The 21,206-nt window shown below is 37.3% G+C and carries 10 protein-coding genes and 1 pseudogene; 4 read left to right on the top strand and 7 right to left on the bottom strand.

Annotation, left to right across the window (positions count from 1 at the left end):
• Positions 1-11: 11 nt before the first annotated feature.
• The 3 genes from E4N74_RS11235 to E4N74_RS11225 form a co-directional block, all read right to left on the bottom strand.
• Positions 12-2,525, bottom strand: coding sequence for a DNA cytosine methyltransferase (locus E4N74_RS11235; RefSeq protein ID WP_255805312.1), 2,514 nt, complete (start codon positions 2,523-2,525; stop codon positions 12-14).
• A 246-nt stretch (positions 2,526-2,771) separates the two neighbouring features.
• Positions 2,772-3,407 carry a MunI family type II restriction endonuclease gene (locus E4N74_RS11230; protein WP_255817780.1) on the bottom strand — a complete coding sequence of 212 codons (636 nt, stop codon included), beginning with the start codon at positions 3,405-3,407 and terminating at the stop codon, positions 2,772-2,774.
• Position 3,408: 1 nt separating this feature from the next.
• Entirely contained in the window at positions 3,409-3,618 is a 210-nt protein-coding gene (locus E4N74_RS11225; RefSeq protein ID WP_255817778.1) for a helix-turn-helix domain-containing protein, read from the bottom strand.
• A 91-nt stretch (positions 3,619-3,709) separates the two neighbouring features.
• Here E4N74_RS11225 and E4N74_RS11220 point away from each other — a divergent pair, with 91 nt between their 5' ends.
• Positions 3,710-4,453, top strand: coding sequence for an MT-A70 family methyltransferase (locus tag E4N74_RS11220; protein ID WP_255817776.1), 744 nt, complete (start codon positions 3,710-3,712; stop codon positions 4,451-4,453).
• A 41-nt stretch (positions 4,454-4,494) separates the two neighbouring features.
• On the opposite strand, the gene E4N74_RS11215 is transcribed toward E4N74_RS11220, so the two are convergent.
• The 3 genes from E4N74_RS11215 to dnaN form a co-directional block, all read right to left on the bottom strand.
• Positions 4,495-5,514, bottom strand: a complete 1,020-nt coding sequence (locus E4N74_RS11215; protein WP_255817774.1) for a M20/M25/M40 family metallo-hydrolase — start codon at positions 5,512-5,514, stop codon at positions 4,495-4,497.
• Between the two features lie 196 nt (positions 5,515-5,710).
• On the bottom strand, positions 5,711-6,793 hold the full coding sequence (recF, locus tag E4N74_RS11210) for a DNA replication/repair protein RecF (protein ID WP_044978214.1): 1,083 nt from the start codon (positions 6,791-6,793) through the stop codon (positions 5,711-5,713).
• An 8-nt stretch (positions 6,794-6,801) separates the two neighbouring features.
• A complete protein-coding gene (gene dnaN / locus E4N74_RS11205; RefSeq protein ID WP_044978212.1) occupies positions 6,802-7,905 on the bottom strand; it encodes a DNA polymerase III subunit beta in 1,104 nt (367 codons plus the stop codon).
• Between the two features lie 279 nt (positions 7,906-8,184).
• Between dnaN and E4N74_RS11200 the strand changes: the two genes are divergently transcribed.
• Positions 8,185-8,700 carry an O-acetyl-ADP-ribose deacetylase gene (locus E4N74_RS11200; RefSeq protein ID WP_255817771.1) on the top strand — a complete coding sequence of 172 codons (516 nt, stop codon included), beginning with the start codon at positions 8,185-8,187 and terminating at the stop codon, positions 8,698-8,700.
• Positions 8,701-8,764: 64 nt separating this feature from the next.
• Here E4N74_RS11200 and E4N74_RS11195 read toward each other — a convergent pair whose 3' ends face one another.
• Entirely contained in the window at positions 8,765-10,195 is a 1,431-nt protein-coding gene (locus tag E4N74_RS11195) for a cysteinylglycinase (RefSeq protein WP_255817769.1), read from the bottom strand.
• Between the two features lie 101 nt (positions 10,196-10,296).
• Here E4N74_RS11195 and E4N74_RS11190 point away from each other — a divergent pair.
• Together E4N74_RS11190 and E4N74_RS11185 are read left to right on the top strand one after the other, a co-directional pair.
• A pseudogene (locus E4N74_RS11190) lies at positions 10,297-10,539 on the top strand (hypothetical protein); the annotation flags it as partial.
• A 114-nt stretch (positions 10,540-10,653) separates the two neighbouring features.
• Positions 10,654-21,204 (top strand): FlgD immunoglobulin-like domain containing protein, encoded by a 10,551-nt coding sequence (locus E4N74_RS11185; protein ID WP_255817765.1) that lies wholly within the window; start codon positions 10,654-10,656, stop codon positions 21,202-21,204.
• Positions 21,205-21,206: the final 2 nt, after the last annotated feature.

Below are 21,206 nucleotides of genomic sequence, written 5' to 3'. Positions count from 1 at the left end.
AAGTTTATATTTTATTTCAATAATCCATAAAAATATACAGAACACGCATCCACATTTAAAGAGCGTGTTTGATAATTCCGTGCAATTTGATAAAAATCTCGATATTCTTTTGTAGAAAAATACAACAGTTGTTTGTCTGTAATAACGATGCTCTCTTTTGGAATCAAAATGGCAACAGAGCCATTTACCAAGCAATTCTTAGGTTTTCGTATAACACGTGGATTATAAGTCATGTTCGGAGTTAAAAAAACATTATCAGCATTTAAATACTTCGCAACAGACAATTCTGAAATTTTTGAATCTTCAATAAAGGAATCATAATCTGAAATATTTAAAATTTCTGTGCCTGTATCATTGATATTACGAGATTTTATAACTCTAATACCTTTTTTTGCGTTTAGTTTTGAATTTGTAATTTGTCGATCTCTAAAAACTGAAAATTCATTAAAATTAAGTTTATTGTAAATTGAATCGAAAAACGAATTTCGATAAATTATCCAATATGGCAAGTTATCTGAAAAAATATATTTTTGATTTTGTTCAATCTCAATATGCTTTGTTACAGAAATGACTTTAGTTTTGTTTGGAGAAGAACTATTGTTTATAAAAATTGCAATAGTTTCGACTAAAACGCCCTTAAAACCTTTTTCGCCAAAATCAATGATACACTCGACAGATTTGTTTTTTAAGTATTCTCGGCTCTTTGCAAATTCAGGTGTATTAAGTAAAAATTTTGGAAAAACCGTTGCAACATAATTTGAAATTTTTATAGATTTTTCCAAAAAGAAAGAACAAAGATTATTTGTTTCATCATTAACTACACCTTTTTTGTAAGTTTTCAATAAAGATGAATTTATATTTGTTTTTGAAAAAGGTGGATTACCAATTACAAAATCATATTTTTTTTCAAAATCAAACAAAAGAAAATCTGCATTTATGTAATTTATGTTTACAGAATTTGAAATTGCTAATTTTGAAATGAGAAGTTTTGCAATTTCTAATGAATCTTGATTTATGTCAATTAAATCTAAGTTGATTTTTTTACCTTCAAATTTTCGTAGAATGAGAGGAATAAAATTACCAACACCTACTGACGGCTCTAAAATAGAAACTTCTTCTGTTTCAACAAAAGGAAGATTTTTAATTATCTCTGTGATTAATGATTTATTTGTAAAATAAGCTGCATTTTCAGTTCGTTTTGAATTACATAATTCTGCAATTCTCCCTAAAGCAGAAATTGTTAAATTAAGTGGATTGTTAGAGATAAACTTTATGAGATTTTTTTTTTCAATTAAACCATATTTTTCTATGAGTTTATTTATATATGTTGTAGTAACTAAAGTATGTGAAATAGCATTCTTTATATTTTCTGCTAATTTATTAAAAATTTGTGTTGGAACGGCCTCGCCTAATGATTGGCGAATTTTTACTTCTTCTTTTTTGAGTAAAACTTTCTTTTCAGTTTCTGACAACGCATTTAATTCATCAAGCGATTTATCGACCCATTTAAAATTTTCTGGAATAGTCATCATTCGCATAAGTTCACGAATTGAAAAAACTCTGTCGTCTTTTGGGTGAATTGTATTTTGGCTCGCCAATTGGTCGTTACGAGTGTGAACGCAAGGACCAACCTTATCCCAAAATTGTCGGGTATATTTATCTGCATTTTTGCGAGTATTCTCTACAATTTTACCGTCTTTTATCTGATGCGGTCGTTTTTCTATTTCTTTATTGTCGAAAGCTGATTCTCCTTCTTTTAAGTCGTGAATCCACGCTCTCATGTGTTCGGAATAAGTTCTAAAAGCATGATAAAAATCATTTGAATCAATTTCACCAAAATCAAGTGATTTTAAATTACCAATTACTTGTCTTAAAGTTTTTTCGTTTTCAACCTCTGGGTAAAGTTCTATTGGAGAAATTTCATCTGCGAATTCACGGGCAACGCCAATTACTAAAGTTCTTTGGCGACTAGAACAAGCACCATGGTTTTTAAAGTTAATAACACGCGAAATATATGAATATTTTTCACCAAGATTGTTTTCAATTGCTTCAGAAATTGGTTTTTCTTTTCCGTCAATATCTGTGCAAATAGTTTTCATAAAAGCGGGTACATTCTCAAAAATGAAGAATTTAGGATTTACCTCTTTTATGATTTTAATAGACTCAACTACGAGAGAGTTTCTAATTATTTCATTTTCTGCCTTTTTATGGTTCGCCACCGACATGCCTTGACATGGCGGTGTTGCAATCAATACATCTACTCGCTTTAAATTTTCTTTTTTCTTCCATAAGTCTATTTGAGAAAAAAGTTTTTGTTTTGTATCTTCTGTTGTTATGTCGCCACAGATATATCCTGTATCGTATTTACATTTATGATTAAATTTTTGGATTTCCAATCTACGTGGAATAAGTTCATTTGTAGCTATACATTCATATCCAGCCATTTTGAAACCAAAACAGCCAACACCTGCACTACTAAAGAGGGTAATATAAGTTAATTTATCTGTATTATTAGTCCCACGCATAAATTACAGTTTAGCAAATTTATAAATAAAAATCTACATTCTAAAAGTACTAAATATATTTATAGGAAAAATAAGCACGCCTGCGGCGTGTCAACCTAACTTCCGCTTAACCTGCATTTGCGGCTTTGCCGACGCGTATAGCAAGGCAAAGTTGGCACGAAAGTTGCACAAAAAGGGAGCCGTAGGCGACCGTCCAAGCAACTTTCGTGCCAAAACAAATGTCAGCGTTGAAGCGGGTGTTAGGTGCTATGACAACAGGTATGGCAGTAAATTGTTTTCAAAGAAATCCAATAAATCGCCTACATCGTTTGTATCTCTCCACATGTAATAATTTTTCGTATATTCTTGAAACCAAAAGGCAATTTCTCGATTCCTTCTAGGATCTCTTGTAATATCACCAACAATTACAAGCCAAAAAGGAAGTATTTCCTCTGAAAGTTTTCCTTTTTCCCTCAAAACACGCATAAGACCAGGAGTAAAGTATTTACAACTTCTTTCATGAGCATTTCCTCTACCAGTCTGCATATCTGTTGTTTCTATCCAACCGTCTTGCCTTTTAATTTCACCAAAAAGAATTTTATCGTTCTCTGTGTTTCTGATAGCAAAATCCATCGAAATTCCCCATTTGTATTTAGGACGACCATTAGGCTGCTTTTCAGAAACATCGACATCATAAATTTTTTCCTGTACATCCTTTGGTAACGGATATGTCGAATATATGTCACCAAATTCCTTTGGATGCCTATCTACCAAAAACTTGTTTGGGTAAACTATATTTAAGGCATCTTGCAAAGAAATTTGAAATAGTTCTTCTATTTTTAAAGCCTTGTAACCGCTTATTGTTTGCCAGTTGCTTCTTTTCCTCAATTCTGAACTTGCCATATTATAGCCCCTTAAATAATTCCGCCATACTTACTTCCAAGCCTTTTGAAATTTTGAATATATTTTCTATTGAAATATTCCGCTTTCCTGATTCAACGGAAGCAAAATATGTTCTATCCATATCAATTTTCAATGCAAATTTTTCTTGGCTAATTCCTAAACTATTGCGCAATTCGCGTACTCTATTGCCGAAAGATTCCTTAATATTCATATTGACAATCATAAAAAAAAAGTATATATTATAAATGATAGAAGTCAACGGACTATAAGCAACAATTATTTTCTGATAAGGAAGTTATTTCATGTTAGATCAATTAGAAGTCTCTGTTAGCGGATATTCAAAATATAATCCGGAAGCTAAGCGCCGAACGAAAAAAAATCCTCTTGCAGAACTTTATCCTACATTACCCAACAAGAAATATTATATTATTTATGCGGATCCTCCATGGGATTACGGCGGAAAAATGCAATATGATAAATCCAGCATAAAAACAATAAACACTGGTTTTGAAAAGAATGTTTTTATAAGTGCTGCAAATTTTAAATACCCTACTGTAAAATTAAATGATTTGAAAACTTTAGATGTTAAGTCAATTGCAGAGGATGATTGTATTTTGTTTATGTGGACTACAGGACCTCAGATGTCCAATTCAATTGAGCTTGGCGAAGCTTGGGGATTTGAATATAAAACAGTTGCATTTGTTTGGGATAAACAAGTTCATAATCCCGGACGTTATACGTTATCACAAACAGAATTTGTTTTAGCTTTTAAAAAAGGAAAATTTCCTACACCTAGAGGAGCAAGAAACATCCGCCAATTAGTTTCAATTCGCAGAGGAGGACATAGTGAAAAACCAGAAATAGTAATAGCTGGAATTACTAAAATGTTTCCTGAACAAACCAAAATTGAACTTTTTGCGAGAAAGAACTATTTTGGTTGGGATAATTGGGGATTAGAAATTCCTAATGAAAAAGTAAAGATTTTTTCACAAGAAGAACTTGAATCCGAACAGAATTTATTTGACTTAAAGTTAGTAAATGCTTAATCCAATGCGTTCCTGCGCGAAGCGTCCACCTAACTTCTCGCTTAACCTGCAAACGGGCTTGACCCGTTTGTCAGCGTTGAAGCGGGTGTTAGATGAAGATAATTATCTAGTATCTTATTAATAATTGCTACATTTTTTTCTAGATCAGATATCAAAACCCTTTCATATACTTCATGCTCATCCATAACACCATCACCAATATTTACACATTGGATTCCTTTCGAATTTAATACACATACTTCAGGAGCTATGTCATCAAAGATTAGTTTTGGTTCTATCCCTGTTTCTTTTATGCTATCTTTTACAAATGTGATAAATTTTTCATTGTTGGTAACATCAAATCCTGGACATTGTCTCATAACTTTTATTTTGTCCGGTCCAAGCATTTTGCAGGTTTCTTTTATAAACTCATCAATATTGCTTTCCGGAGTAAGTATGCTTAATGAAAAATTGTAGGCATTATTATTATAACTTTTAACAGTAATACCCCAATCACTTTTTGTTGTACGATTTTTAAGCCATCTTTCAATATCTTTAATATCTTTTTTTGATTTCAACAATATATTTGTCCAATATTTAGAACCAATAGTAATTTCTCCTATTGAGCCTCCATCCATTGTTATTCCAATTTCTGCTTTAATCATTGTCCTATCAAGATTTCTTGCCCCTATGAATCCCTCTTCTTCCATTCTTGTAAGTAATATTTCTATCGGTTCTTCGTCATTCCTGTTTTTTAAAACATGAATGAGACAAGCTAATGAAGCTTTATTATCTGCTCCTATTGAATTTTTACCATCTGATATAACAAAACCGCCTTTGATCATTCCTTTTATCGGTTCCCCTGTAGAAACCTTATCACCATGAAAAGCGAATAGTATCGGTTTTTTATATGAACGGATATTTCTATATGCAATCATATTACCATAGTAATCGTACTGAATTTCGAACTTCATTGAACGTAATATATATTCCACATAATCAAAAAAAGCTGTCTCGTTACCGCTAGGACTATCAATCCGTGTAAGATCGAGTAACAATTCAGTAACTGTTGGTTTTACCATACATCTCTCCATATTTCAGCGCGAAGCGTCCATCTAACATCCTTTTGACCCTTCCTCATAATATCATAAAAGCCGATACTTTGCAACCTAAACTGCTGCAAAATAAAAAATTAAATCTTTCTACCATAATAACAAATCGAATAAATAAACGGTCGGCAGATTAGGCCTATCTTTATTAAATTTTATCAAAAGAATTTTATTCCCTCTCCACACTAAACCTTCCGTCTTCAACAAAAAATATTTTAGTATTTTCTTTTTGGTAGTTTTTATAGGGTTCGCCGGGGAGGAAGGTGCAAAAGAGTTGTTCATAGGAGGGAAGAAGTTCCATGAATTTTTGGCGTTTTTCGGGGTCGAGTTCTAAAAGAATATCGTCCATCAAAAAAATGGGTTTTCGGCCAGTTTTTTTGGAATAGATTTTAGCTTGAATCATTCTTAAAACAAGGGAGATAAGCCTCCTTTGACCGTTTGAGGCTCTTTCGGTAAATGGCTTTTTATCTTTTATAAAATGAATACGGTCGCGGTGGGGACCTATAGAACTTGTTCTATCGATTAAATCATTTTGGCGTTTTTCTGCAAGCAAGATAAGCAAATCTTTTTCAGTTTCTACCTTAATCGAGGGGCGGTAAACCATTTCTACGCCTGAAACTCCGCTTATTTCCTCATACATTGAAGAAAAATACTTTGAATACTCTTCTACAATATTCTTTCTCTCATTTGTGATTAAAAAAGCAAGGGAAGAAAAAATTTCATCTATAGAATCTAAAAGAGAAGCCTTTTTTTGTTCCAATATTATATTTCTTGATTTTAATGCCTTTGAATATTTTACTAAGTCTTCTATAAAGCCGGAATTGCACAGTGAAACCGATTGATCTATAAAAAATCTCTTCCTTGAAGGAGTTCCGACGGCAAATTCTATATCGTCCCCATGAAACAAAATACACGGAATAGTGCTTATCAACTCCTTTGAATTTTTAATTTTTTTAAAATTCTTTTGAATATCTTTTTTTTTATCTTGAATTATTATAGAAATGGTATGGCTTATTTTATCGGTTTCTTTATAAAGAGATCTTACACTGAATTCTTTTTCATCCCTTGTGCATATCTGAGCTAAAGATCTGGTTCTAAAGGAAGTTCCATAAGAAGAAACATAGAGGGCTTCTAAAAAATTAGTCTTCCCCTGTCCGTTTTTTCCTACTAAAAAAACTTCAGGAGAAGAAATATCTACTGTGGCATTTTCCAGATTTCTAAAATTATAGAAAGAAGCGGAAAGAAAGGGCACTTATAACCTTACTCCGTCTGCATAGGCATTATTATATGGAAAAAGTCTTCTTCAGGTTCCGGTTTTAAGGTTATAGCCTTCATGGCTTCGGTAAATTCCACCTTTATTCTGTCTGAAGTTATAGTCTTTAAAGGGTCTTCTATGTAAACATAGTTTAAGGCCAGCATAACCTCTTGACCGTCATATTTACAAGGAATTTCTTCTCGTGCACTTCCTATTTCATTTTCCTGAGAAGAAATAATAAGAGAACCGGGAAGAATGTTTAAAAATATTCTTCTTGTCTTTAATTCTACTAAAAGAGAAACTCGTTTTAAGGCTTCGATAAATTCGGTTCTTGAAACTTCAAAAGAAAGGTTTTGATTTTGAGGAATTACTCTTTCATAGTTAGGGAATTGACCGTCTATTAAAACGGATGAGAATTTATAAGAATTAAAATTAAAGAATATGTTTTTTTCACCTATTCCTACTTCTATGTTTCCTTCGTCAGATGCTCTTTTGTTGATGATATTTAAAATTTTAGGAGGAACAATTACTCCTTTAAATTCGGGGATAGGTATTCCGAAATTTTTCTTAATATGAGCAAGGCGTCTTCCGTCAGTTGCAACAAAATATAAGGTGTCTTCTTTGTTTTCTATATAAACACCGTTCATAAAATAGCGTGTTTCATCATCTGAAACGGAAAAAATAGTTTGATGAATCATTTCTTTAAATTCTTTTGTAGGAATATTAAAGAAGTTTACATTTGTAGGTTCCGTAAAGGCAGGAAAATCGTTTTCAGGTATTGTTTTAAGTTGGAATTTTGCCTTTTTCACTACTGATTTTATTGTAAGTTTTTGATCTTTTTGTTCTATTTCTACTTCACCTGAAGGCAGTGCTGAAAGAATACCGGCAAATTTATCGCAAAAAACCGTTGTTGAGCCCTCTTCAATTATGTTTACGGGTATTTTTGTTTCAAAGCTGACTTTTATATCGGTGGCCTTTATTGTAAGACTGCCGTCTTTAACCGATAACAATACGTTTGAAAGGATTGTTAGAGCTGTTTTTGTAGCTATAATTTCCTGAGCGATGGATATTTCCTTTAAAAGAGTGTCTCTGTCAAAACTTATTTTCATTTTTTTCTCCCTTGTTTATTATATCTTTTATAATAATTAGTAGTTATAGTAGTAAGCCCTGTGAATTTGTTGATAAGTTATTTAATTCTATATTGGATATGGAATTAAAAGATTTATAAGTCCGTAAAACTATAAACAGCTTATTACTGATTGTACAGCAATAAAAAAGTTATCCACAAAACTTAATTGTATATTAACATATATTCTAAAAAAAATACAGAGGTTATACACTCAAAATATATTGTTTTATTTTGATTTTTTATGTTATAATTTATAACTATGGAAAATACAAGTACTTTACCCATAGAAATAATGAATGCCGATATTACAAAATTAAAAGTAGATGCTATCGTGAACGCTGCAAATACCACTCTTTTAGGCGGAAGCGGAGTTGACGGGGCTATTCATGCTGCTGCGGGTCCCGAATTGTTAAAAGAATGTAGAAAATTAAAGGGCTGTAAGACAGGAAAAGCCAAGATAACGGAAGGCTATAAACTTCCTTCGAAATATGTAATTCATACGCCTGGACCTATTTATGAGGACGGAAAAAGCGGAGAAGCTGAACTTTTAGCAAATTCTTATAAGTCTTGTTTAAATTTAGCTTTTGAATACGGCTGTAAGTCCATAGCTTTTCCTTGTATAAGTACCGGAGTTTACGGTTATCCTAAAGAAGAGGCTGCAAAAATAGCCTTAAACGAGATTTCCGCGTTTTTAAAAGAACATAAGGATTGTATGAAAGTTTTTATAGTCTGCTTCGGAAAGGAAAATGAGGAGATTTATAAGAGATTGATATAATTTATTAGTAAAATAATAGCTGTAGAAAAGTTATATACTTTCCTACAGCATAAGTTGACTTTAATTAAGCTTCTTTACTTAACATATAGTAAAGGCTTTTTACGAGGGTTCCTGTAGCTTTTTCTTTTAAATAGCCGGAATTTTCCGTGATATAGGCGGTTCCTGCAATATCGAGATGTATCCACGGGATATCTTCTTTTGCAAGGAAGGAACCTACAAAGAGGCCGGCTGTCATCATTCCGCCGAATTTTCCTCCGCTGTTCTTTAAATCGGCCACTTTTGATTCATTCATTTTTTTATAATAATCTATTGTGGGCATTTTCCATACAATTTCGCCGGCTCTTTCATTTGCTTTTACAAGATCTGCAAAAAATTCGTCATTGTTTGTAACCGCTCCGCTTACCTGTTCTCCAAAAGCAGATACACAGGCTCCTGTCAGGGTTGCAAGGTCAATCAGCTTAGTAGCTCCCAAATTCTTGGTAGCATAATAAACGGCATCGGCTAAGGTAAGTCTTCCCTCAGCATCGGTATTGATAATTTCGATAGTCTTACCGCTCATTGAGCCGATAATATCTCCGTTTCTGTAGCCGTCGCCTGAAATCATATTTTCGCAGGAAGCAACAACAGCTACTACATTTACCTTAGCTTTTAGGTCAGCCAGTGCATGCACAGCACCTATAACCGTACCCGAGCCTCCCATATCCGTAAACATGGTAACCATGCTTGTTGCAGGTTTAATAGCGTATCCGCCGCTGTCATAGGTTAAACCCTTACCTACAAGAGCTATTTTTTCATCGGAGTCAGGGTTATTGTAGTATTCCATAACAATTAGTTTAGGTTCCTTAGTGCTCGCTCTGGCTACGCTAAGGAATGCCTCCATTTTTAGAGCTTCGATTTCTTTTTTACCGTGAACGGTAACCTTTACTCCCTTTGCTTCCAGTTTTTCCTTAGCAATTTGAGCTAAGGTTTCAGGATAGATAATATTTGCCGGCTGGTTTACTAAGTCCCTTGTTAAAAAAACCGCTTCCATAAGTTTAACGGCTTCATTGACGCCTTTTTGAGCTCTTTCTTCCTTTCCTTTTTCAGGATTATAATTGACCGTAATTTCGGTTAATTCTTTGCGGTCGCTCTTGAATTTGTCATATTGATAGGTCGCATGAAGCATTCCCTCAGCAATAGCCGATGCTGTTTTGTAAGTGCATAAGTTATTAAGTTTGGGAATATTGAGTTCAACCTCTGTAATCTTGTTCTTTAAAAGTTCGGACGCTGCCTTAAAAAAAGATTTCCGTAAAACCTCCAAATCAATTTTTTCTTCTTTGCCGAGCCCTATAAAAATTCGGGCTTTAAGATCGGCATCAAGATTATAATAAACCTCTTCTGCCTTTCCGGAAAATAATTCTTTTTCTTTTAAATAATTAAGATAGCTGCCATCTATTTTGTCCTCAAAAACCAACTGAGCAACTATACCGCCTTGTTTTGCAATATTAAATTTCATAATTCCTCCAAAAATATTAGTTTAAAGTTACTGTTACTTTACAATGAGAGTATACATATTTTATCGATTAACGGCAAGATAGATGCTCGCATATTTGCAAAAGAGAGGTATTAAATATGTTACTAGCCGAATATGATTATGAAACCGATATAGCTGTACAGCGTGCAGAAGAGCGTGAAATAGCCTTTGCCGAAGGGATTGAACGAGGGATTGAACAAGGAATAGCACAAGGCTCTTACCAAACCAAGCTTGAAACTGCGGCAGCATTTAAAAAACTCGGAGTTGATATTACTAAACTAGCCGAAGGTACAGGCTTAAGCTGGGAAGAAATCGAAAAACTCTAATTTAATTTGTAATTGAGAATGCATAATTTGTAATTACAGATTGACATATCTTTCTCAAATTTCTCCACTTTTGGACTGGATTTTTCACAAAAAAAGATGTATAATTATAATGTTATGAAAAAAATACAGAAAATTATATTTACACTGATATATACTTTTTTAGTGATGACGGCGGGATTTGCTGCAGATTTTACATGGACAGGGACACAAAATACCGACTGGAATGATTACAGGAATTGGAATAAAAATGGCAGTCCGGCCGCTTTAGGAGAAACACCCGCTGCCGGAGACGATGTAATAATACCTAGTACAACAAATAAACCTGAAATAACTAATAATGATGTCTCTATAAAGTCACTTACAATTAATTCGGGAGCACAGCTTACAATAAGTAACGGAAAAACCCTTACCCTTTCTGGCAATTTCACACATAACGGAGGAACATTTAGTGCAGGGCCTAACACCACCGTAACCTTTAACGGCAGCAACTCCAAAATAACAGGTACAGGCAGTTTGGAACCGCTGTTTGGGAATCTGACGATAGATGCGTTACCTGCAAAGTTAGAACTTGAAAAAAATATTAAGATTGCCGGCACATTTACAAAAAACGGCGATTTTCATGCAAACAATGATACAACCGTTACTTTTACCAATTTGACTTCAACAATAACTGCTCCTGTTAATTCGGAACCAACGTTTTGGAACCTGACGATAGCGGGCAGTGCAGGATTACAACTTGGAAGCAATATTAAAGTTGCAGGGACGTTTACGAATGGCGGAAATTTTACTGACAACGGCAAAACGGTAACCTTTGTCGGATACGGATCCAAAATTACAAGCACTGCAAATGAAACGGAATTTTCAACATTGGCTATAGATAAAAGGGAACCTCTTATGCCGCCTAGTTTTAATCATAATAAATTAACGCTTACCGCCGGAACAAAAATTAAAATTAAAATTTTTAACAATATTGATAAGGGAACCCTTAATGCAGAAAATAATACGGAAATAACCGTCACAGAAAAATTCAATAATCCACAAGGAAAATTTGAGCCGGGAACATCTACGGTTAAACTTATACCTTCCGGCAATACCGTAACAATTACAGGCACCAACATTGAGACCGACACAACATTCAATAATCTAAGCCTTACAAACGGCGGCGGTAAAACCCTTAAAATAAACGGAAAAATTTCCGTAAACGGAAACTTAGTCCTTCAGGGAACAAATGTCGGCAGTTTGCTTACAATTGCAGGCGGCACCGGCGGTCCCGGTATTGTGCTCAATATCGATAAAAGCGGCGGACAATACCTTGATGTAAAATCTAACATTCCCATTACGGGAACACAAACATACACAACAAGCCAAAGCCGCCCTGAAAACATGACTTCGCCGCCGGCAAACTGGATTTTCGACAATTGTAATAATACGGATGCTACCCCCGTAAAATGGACGGCCGGAGCATCTTCCGGTCATGAAACAAAATGGGATAATCGCGACAACTGGGTGCCCAAAGGGGTTCCGGGAATAAATACATACGTAAAAATACTTTCTGTCGCAAACAGCAAATATCCTAAATTGGAAAGCAACACATATGCAAAAGCAAAGAAAGTTACTGTAGAAGCAGGAACTGAAATTGACTGCGATGAATATGTAATCAGCTCCGTCAATACTGTTCCGCCGGCACCACAGACAAATCCCTGTTCTCTCGAAAACTACGGAACCCTAAAAATGAAGGGAACCGGTCTTCAAAATTCCTGGTTTACTAAAATCACTCTTAAAACCGATTCCAGCATTGAATATTATGGAACCCCTCCCTCCGCTATAGATGTCTGGGCAGGCCCTTACGAAAATCTGAAAGTAAGCGGTTCAAGACAAAATCTTAGAGCTTCGTCTATAACCGTAAACAAAGACTTTACCGTTGCTTCTGCTTCTTTTACTCAAGCGGCAGGAACCTTCATCTTTAACGGTTCTTCAACTATAGACGGAACAGGTGCGATAAGCTTTAACAACTTGAGCGTAGCAAGCAGTAAGAGTGTAACCCTTAATAAAGATATAGCAGTCGGCGGAGCCTTTATAAATAGCAGCGGAGCAACGTTTAATGCAAACGGTAAAAACATAACCTTCGGCGGTAATTTCACAAATGGCGGCACCTTTACTCCGGGTACCAATACCGTAACCTTTAACGGTTCCTCCACCATAGGCGGAAGCGGTGCGATAAGCTTTAACAACTTGAGCGTAGCAAGCAGTAAGAGTGTAACCCTTAATAAAGATATAACAGTAAACGGAGCTTTTATAAATAGCAACGGAGCAACGTTTAATGCAAGTACCTATAATATAACTCTGAACAGCACCTTTTCCAACAGCGGCACTTTTAATTCCACAGATGGTACAAATAACTCATTTACATTTAACGGTTCTTTTACCAACAGCGGCACTTTCAATGCCAATGCCGACAACATAACTTTTATCGGCACAACCTTTACCAACAGCGGTACCTTTGCTGCCGGAACAAACAATACCGTAACCCTTAACCCTCCGCCAGGTGGCACCGTAACGATTACAGGTACCGGCACTGAGACTGCCACTAAATTCCATAACCTAAGCCTTACAGGTGCGGGTGGGAAAACGCTCACAATAAACGGAAAGATTAGCGTCAACGGGAACTTAACCTTGCAAGGATCGGGGGCCGCCGATGCACAACTGCTTACCATAGCAGGCGGTACCAATAGTCCCGGTATTGAGCTTTCTGCAGATCAAACGGGTAATGGTAAATGGCTTAAAGTACACACAAATGTACCGATGATTCCGGAAAGCGGCGGTAAAACTTATACCGTAACGGAAAGCAAGGCTCACGAAGTTTCCGGTTTTCTTATTTCCGATGGTAATCCTAAAAACTGGATTTTTAGCGGCTATGCCGGACCTATGACTTGGAAGGGAACTCATTCGAGTAACTGGAATGGATGGCAAAACTGGCAGCCATGCGGAATACCCGGAGTAAACTCTGATGTAACAATTCCTCAAAAAGAGGCAGCTGCTCACTATCCCAAACTTACAGCAGCCGGTGCACAGGCTAAATCCGTTACGGTGAATTCGGGAGCGGAACTTGACTTAGGCGGGCAAATTATAAAAAAAGGAACGGGATCTAACGATTTTACACCGCTTACAAACAACGGCACTCTCAAAATGATGGGAACATCGTCTGCATCCGACCCGAAAGGACAGAAAGAATGGTTTGAAAACGCAATAATTTCTTTTAGTGACAGTTCAACCGTTGAGTATTACGGTGCCTCTCCTGCCGCATCGGACATTTGGGCCGGCCCCTATCAAAACCTGAAAGTAAGCGGAGGGAAAACAAGCTTTACAACGGGATATCTGAAAGTAAATGAATATTTTACCGTTGATACCACAGGCAGTTTTATCATTAATGCAGATTCGCAGTCCTATACGAAAATGGTAACCCTGAATAAATCAACAACCTTTAGTTCTACTAATGCAGGCGGTACGGTTTTTGAATCATTCCTTATGACTAATGGAAATACAGTCGACTTTTCAGGAAACGGTAAAATAGAAACAAAAAAAGATATTTATGGATATGGAAATATCAACGTAATTTCCAACACAGGAGGGGAGTGGACTTCATCGGAAAAGATTCAAGCAAATATTATTAATACACAACGAAAATGGACTTCTTTAGATAATGTTACCGCAAACGGTTCCATTACAGCAAATGACTGGACAGCCGCTGGAAACGTAACTCTTAAAGGAAACCTTACCGTCGCAAGATTTAATCAAACAGCCGGAACTCTCACTTTTAACGGTACGGGAATCGAGCAGGAACTGAAGTTTACCGGTGCCGGCAATAAAAACATATACAATCTTACAATCGACAATGGTGCAAAAGTAAAACTCGGCTCGGAGATTAAGGTGAAAGAAACCTTCTTAAACAAGGGAACCTTTAATCACAATAATAAAAAAGTTACCTTTACCGGAGCCGCCTCGATAGGAATATCCGGCGATAGCGGACAAATAACCGAATTTTACGATATTGAAATAGCATCTTCCGCTTCGTTAACCCTGAATCAGGATATAAAAATTAAGAAAGATTTTAGCAACAGCGGAGGTTTTACCGTCAACGGCAAAACCGTAAGCTTTGTCAAAGGATCAGCCCCCGTGTCCGCCGCTTCAACAATAAGCGGCAATGCGGTATCTTTTGCAAATCTTAGCATAGAAAGCGGCAAAACCTTAACCCTTAATAACGCTAGTCTCGAAATAAGCGGCACTCTAACAAACGACGGTGTTTTTGACGCACAGGCACATAATAAAACAGTAACCTTTATAGGTACCAATGCTGAAATAACACGAACCCAGGCGAGCCCTTCCCCTATGCCTGAAAATAAGTTCCACATCCTTAAAATTGCAGATAGTGCAACCCTTAAAGTAGTTCTTTCCGGTATTAATAATAATGAGCATAATAAATTCGTTCAAATAGATATTAAAAACTCCTTTGTAAACGGACAGGACGGAATTTTTATTCCTCATTTTTCAAACTTTGTGTTCAGCGGTACTGCAAATACTAATTCAATTAATCACAATATAAACTTTACCGATATAACCATTCCGAGTACAGGTTCTTTAACCCTTAATAAACCTATAACCGTAGGCGGTACTTTTACAAGTAACGGGACCTTTACTGCCGGAGCCAACAAAGTAACCTTCCGTGGTGGAAACCATGGTTTAGAAATAACCAAAGGCACAGGAAGTTCCGGAACGATGACTTTTTCCGAAATAGAGATACTGGGCGATGCACATTTAGCTTTAAAAAGAGATATTACCGTTACCGAAAAAATTTACTATACGGAAAAAAATGGAAATTTGGGAAAATTTACTGCCGACCCCGGCACAACCGTAACCCTTAACCCTCCGCCAGGTGGCACCGTAACGATTACGGGTACCGGCACTGTAGGCGATACGGCATTCAATAATCTAAGTCTTACAGGTGCGGGTGGGAAAACGCTCACGATAAACGGAAAGATTAGCGTCAACGGGAACTTAACCTTGCAAGGATCGGGGGCCGCCGATGCACAACTGCTTACCATAGCAGGCGGTACCAATAGTCCCGGTATTGAGCTTTCTGCAAATCAAACGGGTAACGGTAAATGGCTTAACGTACACACAAATGTACCGATGATTCCGGAAAGCGGCGGTAAAACTTATACCGTAACGGAAAGCAAGGCTCACGAAGTTTCCGGTTTTCCTCTCTCCGATGGTAATCCTAAAAACTGGATTTTTAGCGGCTATGCCGGATCCATGACTTGGAAGGGAACTCATTCGAATAACTGGAATGGATGGCAAAACTGGCGCCCCTACGGAATACCCGGAGGAAACTCTGATGTAACAATTCCTCAAAAAGAGGCAGCTGCTCACTATCCCAAACTTACAGCGAACGTGTCTGCAAAATCCGTTACGGTGAACACGGGAGCGGAACTTGACTTGACTCATTATACCATAAAAAAAGGCCCCCCTACAGCAAAGCTTACCAATAATGGTACTATTAAAATGACGGGCAGCGGAGATCAGTTGAGCTGGTTTAGTGCGGGAAATAACGATAACATAACACTCGGAAACACATCCACTGTTGAATATTACGACGCCCCCCCTTCCAATGCAAACATTTGGGCAGGCCCTTACGAAAATCTGAAAGTAAGCGGAGGAAAAACAAGCTTTACAACGGGAAATTTGATAGTAAATAAAGCTTTTACCGTTGATACCACAGGAAGTTTTACCGTTAATGCAGATTCACAAAATTATAAAGGTGCTGTAGAGTTAAAAAAAGAAACTACTTTTAAGTCCGATTTATCTGTAGGAACTATATTTGAAAATAACTTAAAAACTTTTGGAAATTCTATCACTTTTGATGGAAATGGTGAAATAAAAACAAGAGATATTATGCTCGCTCTAGGTTCAGGTACTATCGCCGTCAAAGAAGGCACGGGAGATTGGACTTCTGCAGGGCAGATTACTGTAAAAGATATAATTGTAAAAAGAAACTGGACTTCTTCAAGCCATATTACTGCATCCGGAGATATTACAGCCGATAACACCGCTCATACCAACATATGGACAAGCAACCTTGGAGATATAAAACTTGCAGGCAACCTTACCGCCGCTCAATTTAATCAAACAGCCGGAACGCTTACCTTTAATGGTACGGGAACACCTGAGCAGGAGCTTAAGTTTACCGGTGCCGGTAATAAAAATATCAAAAATCTTGCAATCAATTCCTCTGCCAAGGTAAAACTAGGTTCGAATATTACGATTCAGGGCAATTTTACCAACAGCGGAACCTTTGACGCAACAACAGTTCCCGGATATACCATAACACTGACTAATGGCGCGGATCATACGATTACAGGCACCGGCACTGCAAGCAATACAAAATTCCACAATCTAAGTCTTACAGGTGCGGGCGGGAAAAAGCTTGTTATAGACAAAAAAATATCGGTATTGGGGAATTTAACCCTTACAGGAACAAGTACGGATAAGCTCACTATCGAGGGCGTTTCAACCAACTCTAGCATTGCACTTACCACAGCCAATTCGGCACATGGTCAATATCTCAAAGTCAGAACCAATATACCAATTACAGGCGGTACCTATACGGCAGAAGACAGTCTGCCTGACGGTTCGGATACCGATATACAAGCCGGTAAACCCGAAAACTGGATTTTTACGAATTATAATGGAACTTTAACTTGGAAAGGCTCTGTTGACAGTAATTGGAATGATAGAAGAAACTGGGAGCCGGCTCTTGCGATTCCGGGCATAAATACGGATGTAACAATTCCTCAAAAAGCGGGACCCGCTCACCACTATCCCATACTTGCAGGCAATGCTGAAGCAAATAGCATTACAATAGCTGCCCCGGCAACGCTTGACCTGAACGGATTTGTTATAAGTGATAACTCTGGACGGAGTCCGCTTGCCGTTCATGGAACGCTAAAACTAAAAGGTACGGCTGACCAAAAAAATTGGTTTGCAGCCGCCTCTCCTGCCGATAAAATTACTCTTCAAAACACTTCAACTGTTGTATACTATGATAATTCAACTGCCAATATCTGGGGCGGGACTTATTATAAATTGCAAGCCCAAAATAGAGATAAATTAATAACGGGAGGAGACTTTCTTACCGTTGAAGGTACATTTAAAGTTACTCATACTACACCGCCTTCAACTCTTGAAATAGATACGGGAAACGGAGCACAACATTACAAGAGCAGTATTACTGCAACGGGAATCAATCTCAGTTTTAAAACAGCTTCTCTAAAAACAATGAAAGACACTCCCGCAAACTTGACGGAGGTTACCGCTGCAAACATCACTGTAAACGGAGATTGGACAAGTAACTCGACTGTTAACGCGCAAACGGTTACTGTTTTATCAGGAGGAAGCTGGACATCCAAAAAAGGAAAAATAACTCTTACCGGTAATTTGGATGCCGCAAAATTTGTTCAAAATGAGGGAGATCTCATCTTTAACGGTACGGGAAACCGGCAGCTTTCCATAAATTCATCCGATTCAAAAATAAAGAACCTTGTCATAAATGCAACTGCAAGCGTAAAACTCGGCTCGAATATTACGATTCAGGGCAATTTTACCAACAGCGGAACCTTTGACGCAACAAACACGGGCAGTCCGCCGGGATATACGGTAACTCTGACGAATGATGGAAATCACGATATTACAGGCAGTAACACCGCAGCAGGTACCAAATTTTACAACCTCATCTGTATCAATGCGGGCGGAAAGCAAATCAAATTTAACAAAAAGATTTCCGTACACGGTAATTTAACTTTGCAGGGGTCCAGCATAAGTAACTTGCTTAATATATCGGGAACAGATAATGATGCCGAAATTTATGTAAAGTCAAATCAGGGAACCGCCTCAGGCTATGAATGTAAGTGGCTTGGTGTTGCTGAAAATCTTCCGATAAAATCTCTGACTTCTTCTACGTATACCTGTACCACTGACGAAAGTAAGCCTACCGGAAACATTAATTCTATAATAGCCGGTAAACCTGAAAACTGGATTTTCACAAATGTATATGAATTAAGATGGACAGGTGAGGCTAACGATAATAACTGGAATAATCCAAATAACTGGAGACCCAGAACTTCTCATGCCCCTAAACCAACTCAATTTGCAACAGTGCGTGCAGTTGCGGCCGGTAAGCACCCCATATTGGGAAGCGGAGATTATTATGCGAAAAAAGTAGAAGTTGTAGGCACCGCAACCCTCGATCTAGCCGATAAACTTATATACTCAAATACGGCAAAAACTGCAACCGCAGAACTTACCGCCAAAGGCACCCTCAGACTCAAAGGCACAGATGGTCAAAAAAACTGGTTTGAACATTCTAATCTTTCAAACAGAATGACAATAACCCAAAATTCTACGGTTGAATATTATAATAGTGCACCGCCAACAATAAAGTTATGGGGCGGAGGTACCGACGGTTATAATAAATTGATTTTAAATAATATAGGAACCTGCGAAACAGAAAACAGTAATTTAAAAGTAAATGGAGAGCTCTCCGTTGAAGGCTCCAATGTTACCATCAATAGCGGCGGAGGTACTCAAACTTATAATGGAGCAATAAATGCTACAGGGAAAGATATTACTATCGAAGGTTCAACAATAACTACAAAACACAATATTACAGCAAATAAAATTAAGGTACTAGGAGACTGGAACTCAAACAGCGGTACTATAACAGCCAGCACAAACATAGAGGCAGCTAAATGGACTTCTGCAGACGAAGTTATAACTCGGGCCGGAAATAATATTACCGTTACGGGAGCTTGGGACTCTAAAGGCTCCACCATTACAGCGAATAACATTGAAGCAAAAAAAAATTGGGACTCTTCGGGGAATGTTACGTCAAACGGTAATATCAAAGTTGATAATGGTTATTTATGGAAGCCCACAGCTGGAGATATAAAACTTAAAGGCAACCTAACCGCAGGTAAATTTAATCAAACAGGCGGCACTCTTACCTTTAACGGCACGGGAACACCCGAGCAGGAGCTTAAGTTTACCGGTGCAGGCGATAAAAACATATTCAATCTTACAATTGATTCCGGAGCAAAGGTAAAACTCGGCTCGAATATTACGATTCAGCGCAATTTTACCAACAGCGGAACCTTTAACGACTACACTTATACCGTAACCCTTAGTCCGACCGGCAATACCGTAACGATTACAGGCACCGGCACTGCAAGCAATACAAAATTCAACAAACTTGAATGTACAACAAGTACTACCACAAAAACTCTTAACATAAGCGGCAAAATTTCTGTAACCGGAACGTTAACTCTCTCCGGAGCAAGCGGAAAGCCATTAACAATTAACGGCTCTAATAGTGCCGAAATTCATCTAAGCAACAGCCATGGTTTAACTTCAGGTACTGCAAAAGGAAATTTTCTAATGATATATACCGGCAAAGTAAGGATTCAATCTACAGGATCTACAGGTAAATACTATGTCGTAAAAGACAGTAAAGATGATAGCGGCTCAACAATTAGTAAAAACGGCTGGATATTTTATAAAGATAGTCTGCAAATAGTAAATTCCTTTGCTAAACCCAATGATAACCATATCTATCTTTTGTTTGATGACGACAGCTTATCTACAGAAGAATTTCATAGTTTAAATGCTTTAACCCATTCCTTACAAATTACAGACGGCGTAACAACTTATACATCTAATCTGCAAACAGTCCACAAGGAACCAAGTTCATATATACCTTCCGGACATTCTTTATGGAAGATTCAACTTGACGGAACTCAAAAATTTAATCCTGATGATATTCTTAAATCCACCTATCAGGTATCTTTAAATTATTTCGGTACACTTAAACACAAAGCCCAAATCTCTGATATCGGAATCGACATGGTAAAACCTTTGACGGCTTCTAACTCGATAGTTTTACGTAACTTTAATGCCGGTGATAATGACCCGGCCTTACCTACACTTGATGTTAGAGTACTCGCCGAAAAAGCACCTTCTTCTTCCAATGTTATCTTGCATTTTTTCTCAAAAAACTCTGCGGAGCATAAATTTTGGCATCCCGATACTATACCATCACCACCCGGCTCTTTTGCAAATCCTCAGGCAGGCACAACAAATTATTCTCCTACATTGAATGGTAACCTTATAACCTCCATCATCCCATCAACTGATCCTTCCTTAAAAGAAGGAAAGGTGGGGCAGTTTATGTATGTCTATAATAATTGGCTTCCCTGTGCAAGACTCCGAAATCCAAACGATATCCTTTCCTTCGATGTCTGGAATTTTAAAATTGTAGGAGTACGAATGCAAAAGGGCGGCGTGTCAATCTTTGACAATGTTGTAAATCCTCACAAGGGGCAGTCTGCCACAATAGCTGCACACCTAAAAAAATCCGGTATGCTTACAATTCAGATTATGACCTTGGACGGCAACATAGTACGCACTTTAACCCGTTCTCACCACAATGCAGGTGACCACTTTTATCTATGGGACGGAAGAAACAATGGCGGCAATCCGGTTGCAAGCGGTATGTATTTTGTCAGAATTGCCGGCCCCGATATAGATGAAGTGAGAAAAATTCTGATTATTAAATAAAA

Origin of the sequence: Treponema putidum, assembly GCF_024401155.1 — a bacterium.
Taxonomy (GTDB): Bacteria; Spirochaetota; Spirochaetia; order Treponematales; family Treponemataceae; genus Treponema_B; species Treponema_B putidum.
The sequence above is the reverse complement of the archived record's forward strand: the minus strand, read 5'-3'. Positions and strand labels throughout refer to the sequence as shown.